The sequence below is a fragment of the Thermomicrobiales bacterium genome (genome assembly GCA_037045155.1).
Lineage (GTDB): Bacteria > Chloroflexota > Chloroflexia > Thermomicrobiales > CFX8 > JAMLIA01.
In genome coordinates, this window is the sequence record JBAOIG010000005.1 from 654,993 (window position 1) to 675,441 (window position 20,449).

Sequence of the window (20,449 nt, forward strand, 5' to 3'; positions counted from 1 at the left end):
CCGGTGTCATAGGGATGGACCACGAGAGTGACCGCCGGCGATCACTGGTATCAAGAACCGATGGCTGAGTTGGGGGTGAGGCGTCTCACCGTGGCCCGCAGTCTTCGAGGGCGCTTGGGCCGCAAAGCAAACACCGTGTCCAAATCTGAGGATTACAATCAACTCGTTCTGTTCGACAGTCACTTCCCGTCTGCAGCTCTACACACAGTCCCTGTTGGGGACTCGCAGACGAGACAGTTGGACCCGCAGATTCGCCCTTTCACGACCGCTACGGACGATGATCCTCTTGACAGTAGCTTCGAAGACGCCGATTCCGATCGTTCATTTCTTCATGGCCTCGACGACAACCTTATCGGTCTCTTCGAAGACGACGAAGAGGTCGATGAGGAGATCGTCGATGCGCTTGATGGCGAATTGCTCGGCGAACCGGCCATCGATCGCGAGGATCTCGAGCAGATCATGGAGCTGGATATTCTTCCACGATTACAGCGCGCAATCGAGCACCGTGGTTATCTCACACTGGGAAATCTCAGCGTCGCGGTCGCGAGACTCCAAGCGAGTCAGCCACACCTTGAAGAGCTACGGACATTCATTCAGCGCGCTAACGTGCCACTAGTGCCGTCGCGATCCCACCAAGGCGTGCGAGATGTTCGAGTGGAGGATGTCCGCGTCGCGGAACACATCTTCGGTGACCTCATTCAGGGCGCGCCTGATTCCAGAATGGTTATCGAACGACTCGGCTATGCGGGTGTATCTCTGTCGGACGGGACGCGTGATTTCCTGATGCAAGTCTGGATGGGGCATCGACTCGCACGCGTAGAAGAGCGTATTCACTGCACAACCGTCGCGCAGGAGGTGGCTCGAAAAGGTAGTGATATCACTCGCTGGAGCAGCGAAGCACTGGCGGCGCGTGAGTCCCTCGTTGTGGATAACCTCTGGCTTGTGGCGAGAATCGCGCGTAAGTACATCGGAAACGGCCTGGAGATCGAAGATCTCCTTCAGGAGGGAGCAGGTGGCCTCTTCGACGCGGTCGTGAGGTTCGATCCCTCGCTTGGCTATCGATTCGTGACTTATGCTTCGAGCTGGGTATTCCAGCGGATTACTCGCGCTTTGGCGAATCAATCTCGAACAATTCGTTTACCGATCCACATGATCGAATGGCTCACTAAGGTGAATCGAGCAACCGAAGACTTGGAATCGGCATTGGGTCGTGAGCCGATGATTGAGGAACTGGCCGCGCAGCTAGAGGTCGACACATCAAGAGTAGCCCAGGCTCTTCACGTGAGCCAACCGATCTTGTCGATTGATACCCTGACCAACGAACAGCGGACGAAGCATGACCGTGACCAATTTCGTCAGGAGCCGGACCCCGTCTTAGAAGCCGTTGTGTCTCGCTCGGCCGCTGACGAAGTCACGGCGCTGCTCAGCAATCTCAATACACGAGAACGCAGGATTCTGGAGTTGCGCTTCGGTCTTGAAGGCGGAAGACCGTGGTCGCTCGAGGAAGTAGGCCAAATCTACGGACTCACGCGGGAGCGCATTCGACAGATTCAAGCGAAAGCAATTGAGAAGCTCCAACGGATTAGCAAGACAGGGTCGCTTGGAGAACAGTCTAATAAGAAGTCGCCATCGAAGTCACCGAATCTACTAGGGGTCCGCACTGATGGAAGAAACCTATCGCCTAGAGACGCGCGGTCTGGTGAACGCAACTCACGACGCAGGGCGAAGCATTGCACCGATGCAGGGACTGAGGAGTCTCTCAAGACCGACATCAGGAGGGCAGACCAGCGTAATCCGAATCAGAGTGTTGCCCCGATGATCGCGGTGCCTCGTGCTACCGCCAATCTCGAGTCGAAGGTACTGAACGATGTTGAGGCGAATCTGGACACAGAACTTCATTATAGACCCATCTTATCTGTTGCATTGCACTTCCTTCTCCGAAAGACGCTCCTAGCGTTACCCAAAGAAGACCAGGAGCTCGTAATAGCTCGATTCGGGCTTATGAGACCAGGACCGATGCCGCTAACGGAAATAGTTGCGAGATTCGAAGTCACTACCGAGTATGTGATTGATCTACAGTCCAGGCTCTTCGACGAAATTGGACACATACGGATACGGAATGAGATGTTGACATACCTGGACACCGTTGACCGTCGTGCGTCAGCACTTGACGCGATGTGAGTCATAGCACTACTGAGCAGAATCGGTGGTCGACCCTATGCTGCGGTGGACGGTCAGTGAACGCACATCGCCCCGATGAGAAAGAAGCCACCGTACCCGTGCGATTCGGTCTCGTCGTCATCAGCCTCGCCACGATTCTCATCACAGCCTGCCGGTCGTCGCCGCCGGCAGATATGACACCCTTGGCCACTTCGCCAGCGACGGTCATAACCAGTCCTTCGCAGCAGCCCAAGCCCGCGACTCTGCGCAACTTCCCAACGCAGATACCAATCGACGCGCACATGATGGCGCTACTGATCGGGCAGCTCCGCATCGTGGACGGCTGCCTGTGGGTGATCGGCGACCGTCAACAATATCCAATCGGCTGGCCCTATGCATATAGCTGGAACGACGATGACGGCACGGTGCAACTGCGCGATGAGAACGGAACAATCGTCGCGAAGGTCGGCGACACCATCGAGATGGCCGGCGGTGAGGTCGACGGCGATCCGCTCGATCCCTGCCTGACAACTGCAAAGGTCTGGTACGCCGTCGGGCCTGTCGTCGTCCTGAGCGAGGGGACGCCAGTGCCGTAGGATGACCGGATGACCGGGGCCAGTAGCGCAAACCGCCGCGACTTGCTACGATGCGTCCGCGCGGTTGGGGCCGCGCCCGTCGTCGTTGCCCGATCCTGAGCGAGAAGGAGTGTCCCATGCGGCGCCAGTTGAAGAACCAGCCGTCCATCTGCTTCTTCGACGAAGGTATCGCGCATGGCGAATCTCAACCTCGGGATCCTGGCGCATGTCGACGCCGGTAAGACAACCCTCACCGAGCGCATCCTCTACCAGGCCGGCGTCATCGCTGCGCCCGGCAGCGTCGACAAGGGCACGACGCAGACCGATTCGCGGGATCTTGAACGCGCCCGCGGCATCACGATCTGGTCGGCCGTGGCGTCGTTCCGGCTCGGCGAGCTCACCGTCAACCTGATCGACACCCCCGGCCACGGCGACTTCATCGCCGAGGTGGCGCGTGCGCTGGACGCGCTCGACGCCGTCGTGCTCGTCGTCTCGGCCGTCGAGGGGGTCCAGCCACAGACGCGGCGACTGGCGCGGGCGATCCGCGCGGCCGGCCTGCCGCTGATCGTCTTCATCAACAAGATCGACCGCCTCGGCGCGCGCGGCGAGCCGCTGCTGGATGACATCCGTGAGAAGCTCGGACTGCGGGTCGTGGCGCTGAACCGGCCGGACGGGCTGGGCGACCGCGCCGCGTCTGTCACTCCGGTCGACCGGACGGCCCCGGCATGGCGGGCGGCACTGACCGATCTGCTGGCGGAGGCCAGCGAACGAGTGATCGAGGAGTACGAGCGCACTGGCGGCGAGCCGTCCGCCGCGTTCCTCGACGCCGAGCTGCGCCGTCAGGTCGCCAACCGGGAGGTCTCGCCGGCCTTCTTCGGCTCGGCAATCACCGGCGCCGGGGTCGCGGCGCTGCTTGCCGGCGTTGAGGAATGGCTGCCGCCCGCCGTTGGCGACACCGACGCGCCGGCCAGCGGCACGGTGTTCAAGATCGCGCGACGGCCGGGCGGCGAGAAGGTTGTCTACGTCCGACTGTTCGACGGCCGGCTTGCCGTTCGCCAGCATGTATCGCTCCATCGCCAGAGTAGCTGGGGCGAGCCCGAGGAGATCGACGAGCGGATCATGGCGATCGACCGGTTCTCCGGCGGCGCGGCGATCCAGACCGGCGAGATCGTTGCTGGCGAGATTGCCGCGCTGCACGGGCTGCGTGAGGCGCGGATCGGCGACCGGATCGGCGCGGGTGGCGGCGCGGCGCGCGAGCTGCCGCTGGCGTTCCCGCCGCCAGCGCTCGAGAGCATCGTCCGCCCGCTGGATCGCAGCCAGATCACCCGGCTGCGCGAGGCGCTGGAGCAGCTGGCCGAGCAGGACCCGCTCATCTCGCTGCGGCAGCGTAACGAGTCCGGCGAGATCTCCGTCCGCCTCTATGGCGACGTGCAGAAGGAGGTACTGACCGACACGCTCTCGCGCGATTACGGCCTCGGCGTCTGGTTCGGGCCGAGCCGGACAATCTGCGTCGAGCGGCTGGTCGATTCCGGCGAAGCGCTGGAGGTGATCTTCGAGGGCCGCAACCCCTACTATGCGACGCTCGGCTTCCGCGTCGAGCCGGCCGCGCCGGGCAGCGGCATCCGCTACGAGCGCCAGCTTGGCTCGCTGCCGCTGGCGTTCTACCGCGCAACCGAGGAGACAGTCTACGATGCGCTCCAGCAGGGGTTGGCTGGCTGGGAGGTGATCGACTGCGTCGTGACGCTCTTCCAGCCGGGGTTCAACTCGATCCTCAGCACGGCCGGCGACTTCCGCAAGCTCGTCCCGCTGGTGCTGCTGGAGGCGATCCGGCAGGCCGGGACTGTCGTCTGCGAACCCATCGACGCGCTGGAGCTGGAGATCCCCGAGGACACCTACGGCACGATCTGCGGCGCGCTGATCCAGGCGCGCGCAACGATCGAGGACACCCGGGTGGACGGCGCAACCTGCCATCTCACCGTCACGATCCCGACGGTCGAGCTGCGTGGCATCGAGCAGCAGCTTCCCGGCCTGACACGCGGCGAGGGCGGCTGGTCGTCGCACTTCGCCGGCTACCGACCGGTCCCCGCCCCCGCCCCGACGCGCCCGCGCGTCGGCCCGAACCCGCTCAACCGCGCCCACTACCTGGCGGAGGTGGCGCGGGGATGAGTCGCAGAGCGAGACCAGTCGAATCAGCAAGCTAATGTCGCGGTGACGCTTGTGGTGACATCGACGCCGAGGCACTCAGACATTCGGCACTTCCAGCGGGTCGACGGCTTGCAGCTGTTCGTGCCGTCGTAGCGACGACGGCCACGCATCCCGGATCCCCGGAGACGCGAGCCGAGAGTCACGCCTTCCGGCAGTCCTCGAACACGCGCCGGACGATGGCGAGGGTGGCGGCGTAGGTGGAATCCATGCCGTAGTACGACAGGCCTCGCGCGCCGAGGGTGTGGGCGTGGGAGTACGGGGTGTCCGAGGCGTAGTGGATGATGCCCAGGTCGACCGGGAGCTGGCTCATGTTGACGCTCTCGTTGGTCGGGTGACGAGTGAGGGCGACGTCCTCGTAGAGCGCCGAGAGGTACGGGCCGGCCTCCATCTCGACGACCGTGAAGCTCTCTCGGTAATAGAAGTCGAGGTAGCCGCGGTTTTGCAGATAGGTGCCCTTGACCGTGACGGCGCGCTGGCGGTCGAGGGTCGAGCCGTAGACGAGGAATGGGTCGAGATCGGCGCTGGAGAAGCAGTTGGCGAACCAGTAGGTGTTGCCGGAGTGCTCGTCGTAGACGTCGTTGGCGATCATGACGTCGCCGATGCGGGCGTTGAGCGTTGCAGCTTTGCCGAGGATGTAGATCCCGCGGAGCCGATCCACCCCCGTCGCGATCTGACCGAAGATGTGATACGCCGCCAGGCCGAGCGGGTAGTTGATGTTGACGATCACGGCATCTGTGCCGCCGGGACAGTAGCCACGAATACGCGGGTCGAGATCATTCGGGTCGATCTTGCCGAGGTCCATGATCTGGATGCCGACATCGACGGCACTGGTCGGATCGATCGTGACGACGCCGCGCTCGGCCTCTTCGGCGTCGCGCTCGGCGCGCGCTTCGGGGTTGGCGGTGTAGTAGAGCCGGGCTGTGTAGTAGAGGAAGTTATCCCACGACGCGCGAACTTCGCCGGCCTGCAGCTTGCGCAACTCCGGCAGCAGGTCGGGGTGTGCCGACTCCTCGACGAAACGCACCAGCTCGTCGCGACGACGACGGGCGGTGCCGGTGAGGATGTTCGCCAGCGAGTGGGTGTTGGACGAGATGAAGTAGACCGGCCGGCCGCCGAGGTCTAGCTCGGACAAGCTGCGCCCGGCCGGCGCCCACCAGCGCTGAGCGGACCGTGTGTAGCCGAGATAGGTTCCACCGAGCATCTGCAGGCGCAGATCGCGCTTGCGCGCGGCCAGCCGGCGTAGATTGGGCCACAGTTCGCGACCCCAGGTCGAGCAAAGCCGCGCCCAGTCGGCCGGCTCGATCCCCAGCCCCTCGCCGATCTGCTCCAGCCGCTGGCCGCCATCGGCATCGCCAGGCTGGCCCGGCCGGCGCGAGCCTGCCTCGATCAGCGCCGCCAGCTCGGGGGTCTCGCTGATGCGCTGGTGCATCTTGTTCCACTCGATCTGCCAGCCGACGATCGTCGGGATCAGGTCATCGAGGTCGGAGGCCGAGCCGACCATCACAGCCATCGTGCTGCGCCCATCCCACTGCCACTTTCGCCGTCGGCCTGGCGCCGACACCGATGTCCAGTCGTCCAGATCGGTATAGCCGTGGACGGCGAAGACCGTATGTGCCTGACCGAGGAGGATATTCCGGACGGTGACGATCTCCGGCGGCAGCCGAAGCGTGCTGTACATGAACGCGCCCATATCCGGCCGGTCGGATGCAGCCTGTGCGTGCAGGCTGGACTGGATGTTGAGGTGTGCCGGAATGAGGGCGTCTACATCGACCGGGCCGGAGGAACGCAGTAAGGTCGAATAGGTTCGGACATAGAGGTCGACTTCCCGCTTGCCGGCCGGTTGACCCGCGTTCGCATACGTAAATGGATCCACCGGCGCCGTCCCGAGCGAGCCCGACGCGTCAGTTGTCTGCATACTGTTGTCTCTCCATCGCCAGCAACGATCCGGTGCGCCGATGATAGCGGCGAGCAGGACGTCCGGCAACGTACCCGACGCCTGCTTGCCGCCTGCCGAGTGTTGCCTGATACTGCGCCGATCTGAACGGCGGAGCGAACGGAGCGTCCGGCTATGCCTCGCGTCGCGATCGGCGGGATCTCGCACGAGACCAACACATTCTCGTCGATACAGACGACCCTGACCGACTTCCAGCGCCGCGCGCTCGCGCGTGGCCGGACGATCATCGAGACCAGCCGGGGGGCCGGCACAGCCCTCGGGGGGATGGTCGACACGTCGCTGGCACTACGCTGGGACCTCGTTCCGACGCTGTTCGCCTCGGCAACACCCAGCGGCCGCATTCGGCGCGGCGCGTTCGAATCATTGGCCAACGAGCTGGTCGGCGGGATCGCGGCCGCGGCCGGTGAGCCGGCCGGGCTGGCCGGCGTCTTGCTGGCACTGCATGGCGCGATGGTCGCCGAGGCGCTGGACGACGCCGACGGCGAGATCTTGCGCCGCGTGCGCCGGGCGGTCGGACCGGACGTGCCGATCGCCGTCGTTCTCGACTCGCACGCGAACCTGACTCCGCAGATGGTCGAGCATGCCGACATCCTGCTGGCCTACGAGACCTACCCGCACATCGACACCTATGCGCGTGGCAGCCAGGCGGTGCGGTTGCTGGAGCAGCGGCTGCTCGGCGAGATCCTGCCCACCCACGCATTGCGCCAGATTCCGCTACTGACCCCGCTGACGACGCAGTGGACTGCCGGGCCGACTCCGATGCGCGACCTCGCGCTGCTGGCCGAGCAGGCGCGTCATGAACGATCGGTGCTCTCGATCGCCCTCGCCTCGGGCTTCCCCTACAACGATATCCACGACGCGGGGATGGCGGTGCTGGTGACGACCGACGGCGATCCGGCGGCGGCGAACGCGATCGCCGACCGGCTGGCAGCCGCCTGCTGGGAGAGACGATCGCTGTTCGAGTCGGACCTGACCCCGGTCGATGCAGCGGTCTCGCTGGCGATGGCGGCGGAGCGCGGGCCGGTCGTGCTGGCAGATGTCGCCGACAACCCCGGCGGGGGCGCGTCGGGGGATGGCACGACGATCCTGGCCGCGCTGCTGGCGGCGCGTGCCGAAAGCGCGGTTGTCGCGATGATCGCCGATCCCGAGACGGTGCGTCAGGCAGAGCTGATCGGCGCAGGCAATCGCGGCAGGCTACGACTGGGCGGCAAGACCGACCACCTCCACGGCCCGACGCTGGAGCTCGACGCGCGGGTGCGCTGGACTGGCGACCTCACCTTTGTGAATCGCGGTCCGATGGGAACCGGGACGACGACGCGGCTGGGGTCGTCGGCGGTCATCGAGGTGGGCGACCCGCCGGTCGAGGTGATCGTTGCGACGAACCGCGTCCAGGCGCTCGACCCGGAGCTGCTGCGTGCGGCAGGGATCGAGCCGGAGTCGCGCCGGATCATCGTTCTGAAGTCGAGCGTCCACTTCCGGGCCGCGTTCGGGCCACTGGCAGCCGGCATCATCGAGGTCGCTGGGCCAGGACTCTCCTCGCCGGATCTGCTCAGCTTTCCCTACCGCCGCGTCCGCCGGCCGATCTGGCCGCTGGATCGCGACATGCGGTAGGGTCAGGGTAAAGGAGGCAGGATGAGCGATAACCGGGACCCGGACGACAAGCAGAAGCCACGCCAGCAGCAGGGGATGATCGTCGGCCTCCCGCTTGGCGTCGCGATCGGCGCCGATCGCGGCGCCGCAATGGGCAACGTCTCCCTGGGTATCTCGATCGGCGTTGCCATCGGCGTCGCGCTCGGCGTCGCGCACGATCAGCGCAAGAACGATTGATGAGCGAGATGCCGCCACGCCGCCGAAAGAACCCGCTCGTTCAGGCCGCCGCGGTCCTGCTGGGCTTCCTGCTCGGCATCGCGCTGCTCGGCCGGCTCGATAGCAGCGGCCTGCCGATCCTGGTCGGCGCGGCGATCGGGGTTGCGCTGGTCTTGGCGTTCGACGCGCTGCGGCGCAGAGACCGACCATCCTGAAGCGGCGAGCACCGTTGACTACCGACCGCCAACGTACCTCGTTCGACCTTCGTGCCCCTCACGTATTCCAGCGCAGTAGAACGACGGCGACAAGCTGGAGAACACAGAAGGCGAACAGGAAGATACCGATGCTGAAGACCGTGATCACGCCAAACACGAACGACAGCGCCGCGGCGATGAGCATCGCCTTCCACGACGAGCGAGACAGGCCGTACCAGGTTAGGAACAGCGAACACCCGGGAATCAGCCATATGAGATCGAGCCATAGCCCCTGGGACATTCGCCGGTCCGTTTCGCTACGCTGCTAGTGTCGGGTAGAATCAGGTATAGCGTCCTCCTCCACAGTGCCAGTAGCCACCGGGGACGAGCGAGCCGGTATGCGAGCACTAGTAGTTGTAGCTGCCTCCCGGCCAACCATCGTATTCGGCCTGGTGCTCGTGTAGCCAGTTACCACCCGCGTACTGGAATCCACCCAACGTCCAGGACCAGACCTCCGACGGACCTCCAGGAGACCACGCGGTATAGCAGTAGCGTTGACTCCAGCCATCCGGCGCGGCGTAGCAGTCGTGCCACTCGTTGTATCCGCCGTAGACCGCTGACCCGTCGTCAAGATAGGTGAGTTCTGCGTACACGTACGTTAGATCGATGCCGATCTTGTCGTTATATGTTGACCAAGCAACACCAAGTGTTGCGGTTGCGAGGATCGATGCCTCAGATGTAGCGGCGATTGAAGCTGGTCTCGCCGGTGTTCTACTAGGTTCACGAACTGATTGAACGACCATCGTGCAGTCTTCGGTTACGCGAATTACGATCTCAGAGGGTTGGCCGTCGTGATCGCCGACAGCACCGACCTCCACCTTCCCGAAGGAGCACTCGTCATCCGCAGAACCGCGCTCACTGTCCTTGAGGTGACCAACTGCGACGATTGAGCCAACCGTGATCGGAGTTGGCACACCGTCGACCCGTGAGTACTGCGTTCCTATATCCTGAGTCTCATCGCGCGAGCCGTCCGCCCAGGCGTGGCCAGAAAGCGCGAACACCGATAGCACGACAGCTAGAGCGGCGGATAGCCTGACGAATCGTTCGGCGAACATCGCTCAATACAGCGACTAGCGTGATGTGTCCTGTACTGTGGTGCGACAGCTACCACCGCTCGTTGTCATTCCGAGCCGCAGCGAGGAATCTCCCCTGGCTGGATACAGTCGAACGCAGGGAGATCCTTCGGCTGCGCGGGCGCCCTCTGGGCAGAGGATGACAAGGTGCGGGGAGGCTGCCAACCTGACACGTCATCCTAGTCGGAGCACTCAATACAGCGACTGCCATGAAGTGTCCGGTCGGCAGCCACCTGTGCCTCTGTCATGTGTGGCCCAGAGGGCACCCCGAGCGAAACATCCGTCCTCCCCGTTTCTCGGTTTCCAGACGGGAAAACGGATCCTTCACCCCGTTCAGGATGACAGAGGGAAGGGGGCCTACCGTACCCAATTACATGACAGATCACGCTGGTCGCTGTACTCAATGCTCTTTTCGACTGTCACAGTTGCCTGATCCACTGTAGCATAAGAATCAGGAAATGGCCATTCCGGGCACCGTTAACGTAGTATTGGCACGAATTTCACGTCGCTTGCCATTGAGCGACACCACCACAGCCAATGAATTAATCGCCGACATCGACGATCGTGACCCGGGCTGGGCCGTCGACGATGGCGTGCGCCAGGTCACCCCGAGTGCACGCCGCCGCCCGCCGTCCGCTAGTGATCGTGCCCGATGTCCACGTGATCAGGGAGAGGTCGGGTGAGGCGATGTCGTGCGACTGCGCGTCGGGCGCGCCCGAGCATCAACCCCCGCCAGCCGCTCGTCTCGCGTCACCTCGTCGGCGGCGCGGACGGTGATGTGGCCGAGCTTGCGGCCGGGCCGTGGGGCCTTGCCGTAGTGGTGGAGGTGCGCGTCGGGGATCGCGAGGATCGCGGACGGGTCGGGCATCTCGCCGATCAGGTTCTGGAGGCCGATCGCGCCGAGCGCGTCGGTCTCACCGAGTGGATAGCCGAGGATGGCGCGCAGGTGGTTTTCGAACTGGCTTGTTCTGGCGCCCTCGATCGTCCAGTGGCCGGAGTTGTGGACGCGCGGGGCCATCTCATTGACCAGCAACGCATCGCCGACCTGGAACAGCTCGATCGCCAGCACGCCGACGTAGTCCAGCTCCGCCATCGCGATCTCGACATAACCGCGGGCCGTCGCTGCCAGTATGTCATCGACACGACGGGCCGGGACGAAGGCGCGGTGGAGCATCCCACCGACCTGCTCGATCTCGACGACGGGCCAGACCGCCACTGAGCCGTCGCGACCACGGGCGGCGAGGATCGCCAACTCGCGATCGTAGGGGACGAACGCCTCCAGGATCAGCGGCCGGCCGCCGAGCGTCTGCCAGGCGGCGTCGAGGTCGGCGGCGTCGCGGAGGATGGCCTGACCTTTGCCGTCGTACCCCTCGCGCCGCGTCTTCAGCACGGCCGGCAGGCCCAGCTCGGCGACGGCGGCGTCCAGCCCGGCCCGGTCGTCGACGGCGACGTAGCGCGGGGTCGGGATGCCGAGCGCGTTGAAGAACGTCTTCTCCGACAGGCGGTCCTGGGCGACATCGAGCGCGGCCGGCGGCGGGTAGACCGGGACCTGGCGCTCCAGCGCGCGCGCGACGTGGGCCGGCACGTTCTCGAACTCGTAGGTGACGACATCCAGCCCCTCGGCGAAGCGGGCGAGGGCGTCGGGATCGTCGTAGGCGCCGACGATCAGCTCGCCGAGGTCGGCGACGGGCGCGTCCGGCGAGGGGTCGAGGAAGCGGAAGCGCAGGCCGAGCGGGTAGCCGGCCAGCGCCAGCATGCGGCCGAGCTGGCCACCGCCGATGATGCCGACGCGGATCATCTAGCTGCCCTCCCGTGGGTCGGGGTGATCGAGGACAGTCTGAGTCTGCCGCGCCCGCCATTCGTGGAGCGCGGCGCGGATCGCCGGCCGGTTCGCGCCGACGATCGCGGCGGCCAGCAGCGCGGCGTTGACCGCGCCAGCCCGGCCGATCGCCAGCGTTCCGACCGGGATGCCGGCCGGCATCTGGACGATCGACAGCAGCGAGTCCATGCCCTTCAGCGCGCGGGATTCGACCGGCACCCCGAGGACCGGCAGGACCGTCTTCGCCGCGGCCATGCCCGGCAGGTGCGCCGCGCCACCGGCGCCGGCGATGATGACCTCCAGCCCGCGCGCCTCGGCGCTGCCGGCGTACTCGAACAGCAGGTCCGGCGTGCGGTGCGCCGAGACGACGCGCGTCTCGTACGGCACGCCGAGCGCCTCCAGCGTCTCGACCGCATGCGCCATCGTCTCCCAGTCCGAGCGCGACCCCATAATCACGCCCACCAGCGGCTGTTCGGCCATGCTTCCTGAACTCCTGTCTCGTCCGTCTGTCCGGGCATGACGGTAGCAGATTGGGGGACGGCGGACGAGGGACGGGGGACGGGGATGGTTTCGTAGGGACAGGACCGGGCCTGTCCCGTATGGAGCCAACAGAATCCATCTCTCCGGTACGATAGCGTCGTAGACGCTGATGAACGACACCGGAGGTTCCCCAGATGACACTGAAGCCGATCGTGACCCGCACCGTCGATGTTGTCGAGGACTACCACGGCACGCCAGTGGCCGACCCGTATCGCTGGCTAGAGGATGCAGCCGATCCCGAGGTGCTGGCCTGGACCGAAGCGCAGAACGCGCGGACGCAGGCGTGGCTCGGCGAGCATGCTCCCAAGCGGGAGCGCATCCACGAGCGGCTGACGGAGCTGTGGGACTACCCCAAAGACTCCGCGCCGATGAAGCGCGGCGGGCGCTACTTCGCCTTCCACAATCCCGGCCTGCTGAACCAGCCGCTGCTGACCGTTCGTGAGGCGCTCGACGCCGAGCCGCGGACGCTGCTGGACGTCAACCAGCTCTCCGATGATGGCACGGTCGCGACGACGAACCAGGCGGCCTCGCGCGATGGCCGGCTGCTGGCCTACGCGCTGGCCGAGAGCGGCAGCGACTGGCAGACGATCCGCGTGCGCGACGTCGAGAGCGGCGCTGACCTGTCCGACGAGCTGCGCTGGTGCAAGTTCTCCAACATCGCCTGGCTGCCGGACGGATCGGGCTTCTACTACAGTCGCTACCCCGAGCCGGGCAGCGTCCCGACCTCGCGGCAGAACAGCCACAACCGCGTCTATCTGCACAGGATCGGCGACCCGCAGGCAGACGACACGCTGGTCTACGAGCGGCCAGACATGCCCGACTTGCATTTCTTCGCCGAGGTCAGCCACGATGGCCGCTACCTCGTCATCACCGCCTCGATCGGCACCGACCCGCGGACGCGGATTTACTACCGCGACCTGGCCAGCAACGGCGACATCGTGCCGCTGCTCGACGGCGCCGACGCCAAGTACGAGTTCGTCGACAACGACGACGCGACGTTCTACATCCTGACCGACCGCGACGCGCCGCTCGGCCGGCTGGTGGCGATCGACGCCGCCGACCCCGCGCCAGAGCGCTGGCGCGACGTGATCCCCGAGGGCGGGACGCCGCTGGCGGCGGTCGTCGCGGCCGGCGACCGTCTGGTCGCGCTGATGCTGATCGACGCCCAGCATCGAATCGACCTGTATCGACGCGACGGCACGTTCGACCGGATGATCGACCTGCCCGGGATCGGCGCGGTCGAGGCGCTCTCCGGTGAGCCGGATGACCCGGAGCTGTTCCTCACCTTCACCTCGTTCCTGACGCCGCCGACCCCATACCGCTACGACCTGGCCGACCCCGACGCGAGGCTCGCGCCGCTCCTTGCGCCGGCCATCGACTTCGATAGCGATGTCTACGAGACGCGGCAGGTTTTCTTCCACTCGCAGGATGGCACGCGAGTGCCAATGTTCGTCAGCCATCGCAAGGGTCTGAGCCTGCACGGGGATAACCCGACACTGCTCTACGCCTACGGCGGATTCAACATCAGCCTGATGCCGGCCTTCTCGCCGACCAATCTCGCCTGGCTGGAACGCGGCGGCGTCTTCGCCCAGGCCAACCTGCGCGGTGGCGAAGAGTACGGCGAGGAGTGGCACCAGGCCGGCATGCTGGAGCGCAAGCAGAACGTCTTCGACGACTTCATCGCCGCTGCCGAGTGGCTGATCGGCAACGGCTACACCAGCCGCGAGAAGTTGGCGATCAACGGGCGCTCGAACGGCGGACTACTGGTCGGCGCGTGTCTGACCCAGCGGCCTGACCTCTACGGCGCAGCGGTCTGCGAGGTGCCGGTGCTGGACATGCTGCGTTACCACCGCTTCACCGTCGGGCATTTCTGGACGCCGGAGTATGGAAACGCCGAGGAGGATCCGGAGCACTTCCGCTTCCTGCTGGCCTATTCACCACTGCACAACGTCCACTCCGGCACGGCCTACCCACCGACACTGGTGACCTCGGCCGACACCGACGACCGGGTCGTCCCAGCCCACGCCAAGAAGTTCACGGCGACGCTGCAGGCGGCCCAGGGCGGCGACGCGCCGGTGCTGCTGCGGGTCGAGATGAAGGCCGGCCACGGCATGGGCAAGCCGACCGCCAAGCTCATCGAAGAGCGCGCCGACGTGCTGGCGTTTCTGTCGACGGTGTTAGGGGTGGACCCGAACGACGGATGACGCACGAGATCTGAGTGTGATGCTCGCGGGCGTCCAACGGCATTCACTCGTGCGATCGTGCACGACGCGCTCGTCGCGGTTCCGACGTATATCATTATCGAACGACACCCATCCCCCGGCCAGTTCGGAAGGGGCGAATGATGACCGCTGACGATGCTGACCTCCGCCTTCGATGTCCCTCGTGCCAGGCCGTGCTTCCCGAGGCTGCGAGATACTGTCCGGTCTGTGGCTACGCTCTGGATTCGCGGACTAATTCGTTGGCGGGGCCGGCGTCGAGCCTCGATCTGCGACTGGAGCGGATCGAACGACGACTCGCCGAGCTCGACCAACGCCTGCTGGGGCTGGAGCGTGGCGCTGCGCCGCCGGTAGGTGTCTATCACGAGCCACGACCCGCGCCGCCAGTCGCACCCGTTGCCGCGCCACGACCGACAGTAGCCCAACCGCCGCAGGCCGCGCCCCGGCCCCCACCGCCGGCTCGGCGTCGCGCGGAACCGCGCTGGTCGGGTGTGGATCTCGAGGATCTATTGAGCGGCCGCGGACTTGCCTGGCTGGGCGGGCTGGCGCTGATTGTTGGCGCGGTCTTCTTCCTGAGCCTGGCCTTCAGCCGTGGCTGGATCGGGCCGGCTACGCGCGTGACGATCGGTCTGGTTAGCGGAGCGCTGATGCTGGCAGGCGGCGGCTGGCTCTTCGAGCGGCGCGAGCGGGTCATCGGCCACGTCCTGGTCGCCGTCGGTCTCGGCGTCCTCAGCCTCTCACTGCTGGCTGGTTGCGATTTCTACGACCTCTTTTCGATCCACGTCGCGCTGCTCGGCACATTCGCTGCCGCAGCGGTGGCCGCCGTCATCGCTATCCATGCTCGGTCGCAGGTCGTCGCTATCTTCGGTCTCGTTGCCGCGCTGGCGGCTCCCCCACTGCTCGGGGCGGAGCCGGACGGCGCGACGATCGCATTCCTGGTGGTCGTGCTGGCTGGCACGACTGCGATCACGCTCACCCGCGACTGGCGCTGGCTGGCGCCGGTCGCCTTCGTCCTCTCTGCGCCACAGTTGGCAGACTGGGTGCTGAGCAATCCGGCCGTCGCGCCAGCGCTGCTAGCGACCTGGGGCTTCTGGCTGCTCCATGTGCTTGCGGCTGGCGGCGAGGAGTATCGTGTCCCGCGCGACCGGCTGCGCCCCGTCTCGGCGATGCTCCTGCTGGCGAACGCCTCGTTCCTCATCTGGGCCGGGTTCCGGCTGCTCGAAGGCGGACTCGACGGCTGGCGGGGGCTGTTCCTGGTCGGCGTCTCCCTGGCGCATGCCGCCATTGCGGCCTACTTTCTCGTCGTCCGTGGCCAGCGCAACCCATTCGGCCTACTGATGGCTGGCACAGCGCTGGCCGCGTTCAGCATCGCCGTTCCGGTCCAGCTTGGCGGGCCGATCGTCCCGATTATCTGGGCAGCCCAGGCGGTTGCGCTGACCTGGGTCTACACGCGGACACGCAACGGGTATGCGGCCAGCGCGGCAGTCGTCCTTGGCGCTGTCGCAGCGCTACATCTCGCCACGATCGAGTACCCGTTCTGGCAGATCGACATGGCAGGCGGACCGGAGCGTGTGTTCCTCAATGGAAATGCCGCGACAGCCGGGTTCCTGCTGGCCTCGCTGATAGTGGCCGGCTGGTTCGTCCACGATCGCTTCGTTCGGATGCTGCTGGCTGCGGCCGGCGTTGCGCTGGTTGTCTACGTCCTGCCGTTCGAGCTTTCGGGCGCGGCGCTCGTCGGGGGCTGGTCGGCGGTCTGGGTCGTGGCGCTGGTCCTCTGGCGGACACCAGCATTTCGGCCCGATATTGATGATTACGGTGTGTCAGTGCGCTGGCGAGCTCTCGCCATTCGTGGGGCTGCCCATGCGCTGGCGGTCGCCGCGGGCGTCGCCGCCATCTGTGCTATCCAGCACCTGACGGCGCTTGACTTGCCGTTGGAAGATGCCTTTGCTCAAACTAGACCGGAGACTCCGTTCGTCAACGCTCCGAGTCTCGCGGCGGCATTCATGATTGCGGCCGCGCTGGCCGGCGCCTGGATCGTGCGTGCCTGGGATCGCGCCCGTGGCTGGTCGATCGTTGCCGCTGTGGCGATTGCTGGCTACCTGCTGCCGTTCCAGGTTGTGGAAGCGGCGGTCGTGGCCGGCTGGTCGGCCCTCGCCGTCGCGATCGCCCTCCTGGTTCGTCGGGATGCTGCGAACGCCGCCCTGTACCACGGAGTCTCGCTGGCGTTGCTCGGCTTCGGCGCGCTGCTCACGATCGCGCGCGTTGCTCCGCTCGACCGCCTCGCCGTCGACGCCACGCGCCCGATCGACCATCCGTTGCTGTGGAGCGGCGCGACAGTTGCCGGCATCGCGCTGGCAGTCGCCGCAGGTGTTGCTGCCAGAGTCGTGCGCGACAAGCCGCACGGGCGCTGGCTGATCGTTGCCGCGTCGATTGCCATCGTCTACACCCTCTCAGTCGGCCTGGTCGACGCGTTCCAGCGTCAGATCGGCGGGGAGACGGCGCTCGAGGAGCTACAGAAGCGGGCTCAGGTCGGGCTCTCGATCCTCTGGGCCGTTCTCGGCGGCGCGGCGTTCGTCGCCGGCATTGTCATGCGCCGACGCGAGGCTCGCTGGCTGGGGTTGGGATTGCTCGGCGTTGCGGCCGCCAAAGTGTTCATCGTCGACCTGGCTTCCCTCGACGCCGCCTACCGTGTGCTGTCCTTCATCGGACTGGGCATCCTGCTGCTACTCAGCTCGTGGGCCTATCAACACTGGATGCCGAACCTCCCCGAATCAGACGGACGCCCTGACCCCGTCGCTAGAGCTGGTGGGGAGTAGGAGAACCCGTTGCTCAGCGATCTCTCCGATGCAGCCAAGCATCTAGCGCCGCCCGAGCAACACTATCCGTGCGGCGCTGGGAGACCGCCGGTCGCCAGAGACGTGATATTTCAGGCGCTCTGTCTGATGTGGCACGTGGCGCCAGGCCGGCATGCTGGAGCGCAAGCAGAACGTCTTCGACGCCTTCATCGCCGCTGCCGAGTGGCTGATCGGCAACGGCTACACCAGCCACGAGAAGTTGGCGATCAACGGGCGCTCGAACGGCGGGCTACTGGTAGGCGCGTGTCTGACGCGGCGGTCTGCGAGGTGCCGGTGCTGGACATGCTGCGCTACCACCGCTTCACCGTCGGGCATTTCTGGACGCCGGAGTATCGTCGCGCAGCACCGAGCCGAATAGCGCCAGTTCGCGGATGTCGTAACGGCGACACAGATCGGCGAGGGCGTCCAACGGAAGGGGAATACGCCCCTGAACGTTCGTGCTCATGTGGTCCCCACATGACGTCCGATGGCGAGCGAGTCTTTATTCACTGTCGTTACGGCCCGAACCATCGAACGATACTTCCACCTTCGGTCAGGCGACCTGATAGATCAACGGACGGTAGCGCGGCTCGGGGATCGGCCGGCCGCCCTCACGGGCAGAATCGAGCCAGAGCCGTTCGGCGACCAGTACCTGTTCGAGCGCTTCCAACGGAGTATCCCCGAAGGCTGAGCAATACTGAAGGTCGGGGATATCGGCGACGAAGCAGCCATCCTCTTCGCTGTAGAACACATTGATGTGGTAATGCTGGTCGCTCATAGTTTCTCCTCAAGTCGCAGCTCATATCGCTCGACGAGACGCAGGAACTAGCGAATCTGATATGGCTTGGCCTCGCCACGAAGCGGCTAGAGGTTGACCATCGCGGGGACCGCCGGATGAGCGTATAGGTGGCGGCTGCCCTCCGTGCGGTCGAGAATGAATCCGAAGCCCTCGACAAGATCCTCGAAATCGCGAAACACGCCGTTGTTCATGGAGCCTTGCGTCAGCCGGCGTAGCAGCCGCTCACGGTTCCATAGTATCGGCGTCCGCGCGAATCGCCAACGCTCACGCGGCCTCCATCCGTCGCCCGGATGGTCTGCTCGGCGTTCCCCAGGTCGGTCACCTCGACGATCTGATCGGTGATGCCATCCTCGTCGAATCGGTAATGACGACGAGGTTCGACGTAGGGCGAATTGATGATCGGGTTCTCGATCACGACCTGTGTCACGGTGGCCCTCCTGCTGGGTTTCTATCGTAGCACGCGCAGCAAGGTTTGATCGCGCTTCATCGGGCAGGGTCGCCGGCCATGGCTCCTCTGCGGCGCGAGTCGTGCTGGGACTGATGTATACATGCAGCAACGACGACGGGCGACGAGGCCCGGCGAGTTGAGGAGGGCAGGGACACGATGGCCGTGGACGAGACTGCGACCGACCGCACGACTGCGCCGCTATTCGAGCTGGACGACACACATCGTGAATTTCAGGCGCTCTGCCGGCGGTTCGTCCAGCAGCACGTGACGCCGAGGGTCGAGGCTGCCGAGCGCGCAGGGCAGTTCCCGCTCGATCTGATGCCGCTGATGGGACGCAACGGATTCCTCGGGCTGACCTTTCCGGAGGAGGCCGGTGGGACGGGCGGCGATATGCTGGCGATCGCGCTCCTCTCCGAGGAGCTGGGCAAGTCGTGTGGCGGCATCGCGGTGACACCGCTGGCCAGCGCCTACATGGCCGCGCCACACCTGGCGAAGTTCGGCACGCCGGAGCAGCAGGAGCGCTGGCTGCTGCCGATCACGACCGGCGAGAAGATCGCCTCGATCGGCGTCACCGAGCCCGCCACGGGGTCGGACGTGGCCGGTATGCGGACGACGGCAGCGAAGGTCGACGGCGGCTACCGGATCAACGGGACGAAGCTGTTCATCACCAACGCCGGGTTCGCCGACTACATCGTCCTCGGCGCGAAGACCAACCCGACCGAGCGACACCGCGGCATCACGATGTTCCTCATCGAGAAGGACGACCCGGGCTTCAACCTCGGCCGGCCACTGGAGAAGATGGGCTGGCACTCGTCCGACACCCGCGAGCTGATCTTCGACGACTGCTTCGTGCCGGACGACCGTGTGATCGGCCAGGTCGGCCGGGGGTTCTACCAGATCGCCGGATCGTTCCAGACCGAACGCGTCACACTGGCCGGGATGGGTGTCGGGCTGGCGCAGGCGGCGTTCGACGACGCGCTGGAGTACGCGAAGACGCGGCAGGCGTTCGGGCAGGAGATCGGAAAATACCAGGCGATCCGCCACAAGCTGGCCGACATGGCGACGAGCATCCACGCCGGCCGGCTGCTGCTCTACCAGGCAGCGGCCAAGTTCGACAGCGGCGCGGACGACGCGCTCGACCTCGTCGCGATGGCCAAGCTGCAGACGGCGATCATGGCCAATCGCGTCGCCGACGACGCAGTCCAGATCTTCGGCGGCTACGGCTACATCGAGGAGACCCGCGTCGCGATGCACTATCGCGACGCGCGCATCCTGCGCATCGGCGGCGGCACCGACGAGATCCAGCGCGAGATCCTGGCAAAGCGGATGGGGTTGTGACGGAGGGATGGGGGATGGGGCAAAGGCGTGGAACCGACTCCTCGTCCCCCGTCCCCCGTCCCCCGTCCCCGGCGATCTACCAGATACCGAGCTCGTCGCGCGCGTCTTCGCTCATCATGGCCGGCGACCAGGGCGGCGTCCAGACGATCTTGAGGTCGATATTGCCGATGCCCATCAGCCCCCCGAGGGCGCGGTGGACCTCTTCGAAGATGACCGGCCCGAGCGGGCAGCCCATCGAGGTGAGTGTCATGATGACTTCGACATCATTCTCCTCGGAGATGATCGCGTCGTAGACCAGGCCGAGGTCGACGATATTGACGCCCAGCTCCGGGTCGTAGACATCCTTCAGCATCTCCAGAATCAGGTCTTTGTTCAGTTGCACCATCTCGGCGCGTCGCTCCTATCGATTCGTCGGCTATCCTGAC

At 65.6% G+C, this 20,449-nt stretch carries 18 protein-coding genes and 1 pseudogene; 11 read left to right on the top strand and 8 right to left on the bottom strand.

Features of this window, described 5'->3' with window-relative positions:
• Window positions 1-27: 27 nt before the first annotated feature.
• The 3 genes from V9F06_13175 (at window position 28) to V9F06_13185 (ending at window position 4,901) form a co-directional block, all read left to right on the top strand.
• Window positions 28-2,181: a sigma-70 family RNA polymerase sigma factor gene (locus tag V9F06_13175; GenBank protein ID MEI2618560.1), complete on the top strand. Its 2,154-nt coding sequence runs from the start codon at window positions 28-30 to the stop codon at window positions 2,179-2,181.
• Window positions 2,182-2,279: 98 nt separating this feature from the next.
• A complete protein-coding gene (locus V9F06_13180) occupies window positions 2,280-2,756 on the top strand; it encodes a hypothetical protein (GenBank protein ID MEI2618561.1) in 477 nt (158 codons plus the stop codon).
• 174 nt (window positions 2,757-2,930) lie between these two features.
• Window positions 2,931-4,901, top strand: a complete 1,971-nt coding sequence (locus tag V9F06_13185) for a translation factor GTPase family protein (GenBank protein ID MEI2618562.1) — start codon at window positions 2,931-2,933, stop codon at window positions 4,899-4,901.
• Window positions 4,902-5,079: 178 nt separating this feature from the next.
• Here the strand turns inward: V9F06_13185 and V9F06_13190 are convergent, their stop codons facing one another.
• A complete protein-coding gene (locus V9F06_13190) occupies window positions 5,080-6,855 on the bottom strand; it encodes a hypothetical protein (protein ID MEI2618563.1) in 1,776 nt (591 codons plus the stop codon).
• A 153-nt stretch (window positions 6,856-7,008) separates the two neighbouring features.
• Between V9F06_13190 and V9F06_13195 the strand changes: the two genes are divergently transcribed.
• The 3 genes from V9F06_13195 to V9F06_13205 are packed head-to-tail and all read left to right on the top strand — an operon-like array spanning window position 7,009 to window position 8,915.
• Window positions 7,009-8,505, top strand: coding sequence for a M81 family metallopeptidase (locus tag V9F06_13195; GenBank protein MEI2618564.1), 1,497 nt, complete (start codon window positions 7,009-7,011; stop codon window positions 8,503-8,505).
• A gap of 21 nt (window positions 8,506-8,526) precedes the next feature.
• A complete protein-coding gene (locus V9F06_13200) occupies window positions 8,527-8,721 on the top strand; it encodes a hypothetical protein (protein ID MEI2618565.1) in 195 nt (64 codons plus the stop codon).
• Complete coding sequence (locus V9F06_13205; GenBank protein MEI2618566.1) at window positions 8,721-8,915, top strand: hypothetical protein; 195 nt, start codon at window positions 8,721-8,723, stop codon at window positions 8,913-8,915. Before V9F06_13200 ends, V9F06_13205 begins: the two co-directional genes overlap by 1 nt.
• Before the next feature lie 58 nt (window positions 8,916-8,973).
• On the opposite strand, the gene V9F06_13210 is transcribed toward V9F06_13205, so the two are convergent.
• Together V9F06_13210 and V9F06_13215 are read right to left on the bottom strand one after the other, a co-directional pair.
• Window positions 8,974-9,195, bottom strand: coding sequence for a hypothetical protein (locus V9F06_13210; protein ID MEI2618567.1), 222 nt, complete (start codon window positions 9,193-9,195; stop codon window positions 8,974-8,976).
• 106 nt (window positions 9,196-9,301) lie between these two features.
• Entirely contained in the window at window positions 9,302-9,547 is a 246-nt protein-coding gene (locus tag V9F06_13215; protein MEI2618568.1) for a hypothetical protein, read from the bottom strand.
• 138 nt (window positions 9,548-9,685) lie between these two features.
• Here V9F06_13215 and V9F06_13220 point away from each other — a divergent pair, with 138 nt between their 5' ends.
• Window positions 9,686-9,844 carry a hypothetical protein gene (locus tag V9F06_13220; protein ID MEI2618569.1) on the top strand — a complete coding sequence of 53 codons (159 nt, stop codon included), beginning with the start codon at window positions 9,686-9,688 and terminating at the stop codon, window positions 9,842-9,844.
• Between the two features lie 847 nt (window positions 9,845-10,691).
• Here V9F06_13220 and V9F06_13225 read toward each other — a convergent pair.
• Together V9F06_13225 and purE are read right to left on the bottom strand one after the other, a co-directional pair.
• Window positions 10,692-11,825: a 5-(carboxyamino)imidazole ribonucleotide synthase gene (locus V9F06_13225; GenBank protein ID MEI2618570.1), complete on the bottom strand. Its 1,134-nt coding sequence runs from the start codon at window positions 11,823-11,825 to the stop codon at window positions 10,692-10,694.
• A complete protein-coding gene (gene purE, locus V9F06_13230; protein ID MEI2618571.1) occupies window positions 11,826-12,326 on the bottom strand; it encodes a 5-(carboxyamino)imidazole ribonucleotide mutase in 501 nt (166 codons plus the stop codon).
• A gap of 194 nt (window positions 12,327-12,520) precedes the next feature.
• On the opposite strand from purE, the gene V9F06_13235 reads away from it, so the two are divergent.
• From V9F06_13235 to V9F06_13245, 3 genes and pseudogenes are all read left to right on the top strand, one after another.
• Entirely contained in the window at window positions 12,521-14,590 is a 2,070-nt protein-coding gene (locus V9F06_13235) for a prolyl oligopeptidase family serine peptidase (GenBank protein ID MEI2618572.1), read from the top strand.
• Between the two features lie 140 nt (window positions 14,591-14,730).
• On the top strand, window positions 14,731-17,421 hold the full coding sequence (locus V9F06_13240; GenBank protein ID MEI2618573.1) for a DUF2339 domain-containing protein: 2,691 nt from the start codon (window positions 14,731-14,733) through the stop codon (window positions 17,419-17,421).
• A gap of 145 nt (window positions 17,422-17,566) precedes the next feature.
• A pseudogene (locus V9F06_13245) lies at window positions 17,567-17,818 on the top strand (prolyl oligopeptidase family serine peptidase).
• 174 nt (window positions 17,819-17,992) lie between these two features.
• Here the strand turns inward: V9F06_13245 and V9F06_13250 are convergent.
• Both V9F06_13250 and V9F06_13255 read right to left on the bottom strand, forming a co-directional pair.
• Entirely contained in the window at window positions 17,993-18,217 is a 225-nt protein-coding gene (locus tag V9F06_13250; protein ID MEI2618574.1) for a type II toxin-antitoxin system HicB family antitoxin, read from the bottom strand.
• Window positions 18,218-18,440: 223 nt separating this feature from the next.
• On the bottom strand, window positions 18,441-18,665 hold the full coding sequence (locus V9F06_13255; GenBank protein MEI2618575.1) for a hypothetical protein: 225 nt from the start codon (window positions 18,663-18,665) through the stop codon (window positions 18,441-18,443).
• 177 nt (window positions 18,666-18,842) lie between these two features.
• Between V9F06_13255 and V9F06_13260 the strand changes: the two genes are divergently transcribed.
• Window positions 18,843-20,024: an acyl-CoA dehydrogenase family protein gene (locus tag V9F06_13260; GenBank protein ID MEI2618576.1), complete on the top strand. Its 1,182-nt coding sequence runs from the start codon at window positions 18,843-18,845 to the stop codon at window positions 20,022-20,024.
• Window positions 20,025-20,100: 76 nt separating this feature from the next.
• On the opposite strand, the gene V9F06_13265 is transcribed toward V9F06_13260, so the two are convergent.
• On the bottom strand, window positions 20,101-20,409 hold the full coding sequence (locus V9F06_13265; GenBank protein ID MEI2618577.1) for a metal-sulfur cluster assembly factor: 309 nt from the start codon (window positions 20,407-20,409) through the stop codon (window positions 20,101-20,103).
• Window positions 20,410-20,449 lie beyond the last annotated feature (40 nt).

Excerpts from the sequence above, each read along its gene's own strand:
- V9F06_13185 (MEI2618562.1), top strand. The coding sequence starts at position 2,931 with ATGGCGAATCTCAACCTCGGGATCCTGGCGCATGTCGACGCCGGTAAG.
- V9F06_13210 (MEI2618567.1), bottom strand. The coding sequence starts at position 9,195 with ATGTCCCAGGGGCTATGGCTCGATCTCATATGGCTGATTCCCGGGTGT.
- V9F06_13260 (MEI2618576.1), top strand. The coding sequence starts at position 18,843 with ATGGCCGTGGACGAGACTGCGACCGACCGCACGACTGCGCCGCTATTC.
- V9F06_13265 (MEI2618577.1), bottom strand. The coding sequence starts at position 20,409 with ATGGTGCAACTGAACAAAGACCTGATTCTGGAGATGCTGAAGGATGTC.
- V9F06_13240 (MEI2618573.1), top strand. The coding sequence starts at position 14,731 with ATGACCGCTGACGATGCTGACCTCCGCCTTCGATGTCCCTCGTGCCAG.
- V9F06_13235 (MEI2618572.1), top strand. The coding sequence starts at position 12,521 with ATGACACTGAAGCCGATCGTGACCCGCACCGTCGATGTTGTCGAGGAC.
- V9F06_13190 (MEI2618563.1), bottom strand. The coding sequence starts at position 6,855 with ATGCAGACAACTGACGCGTCGGGCTCGCTCGGGACGGCGCCGGTGGAT.
- V9F06_13205 (MEI2618566.1), top strand. The coding sequence starts at position 8,721 with ATGAGCGAGATGCCGCCACGCCGCCGAAAGAACCCGCTCGTTCAGGCC.
- V9F06_13225 (MEI2618570.1), bottom strand. The coding sequence starts at position 11,825 with ATGATCCGCGTCGGCATCATCGGCGGTGGCCAGCTCGGCCGCATGCTG.
- V9F06_13195 (MEI2618564.1), top strand. The coding sequence starts at position 7,009 with ATGCCTCGCGTCGCGATCGGCGGGATCTCGCACGAGACCAACACATTC.
- purE (MEI2618571.1), bottom strand. The coding sequence starts at position 12,326 with ATGGCCGAACAGCCGCTGGTGGGCGTGATTATGGGGTCGCGCTCGGAC.
- V9F06_13250 (MEI2618574.1), bottom strand. The coding sequence starts at position 18,217 with ATGAGCGACCAGCATTACCACATCAATGTGTTCTACAGCGAAGAGGAT.
- V9F06_13200 (MEI2618565.1), top strand. The coding sequence starts at position 8,527 with ATGAGCGATAACCGGGACCCGGACGACAAGCAGAAGCCACGCCAGCAG.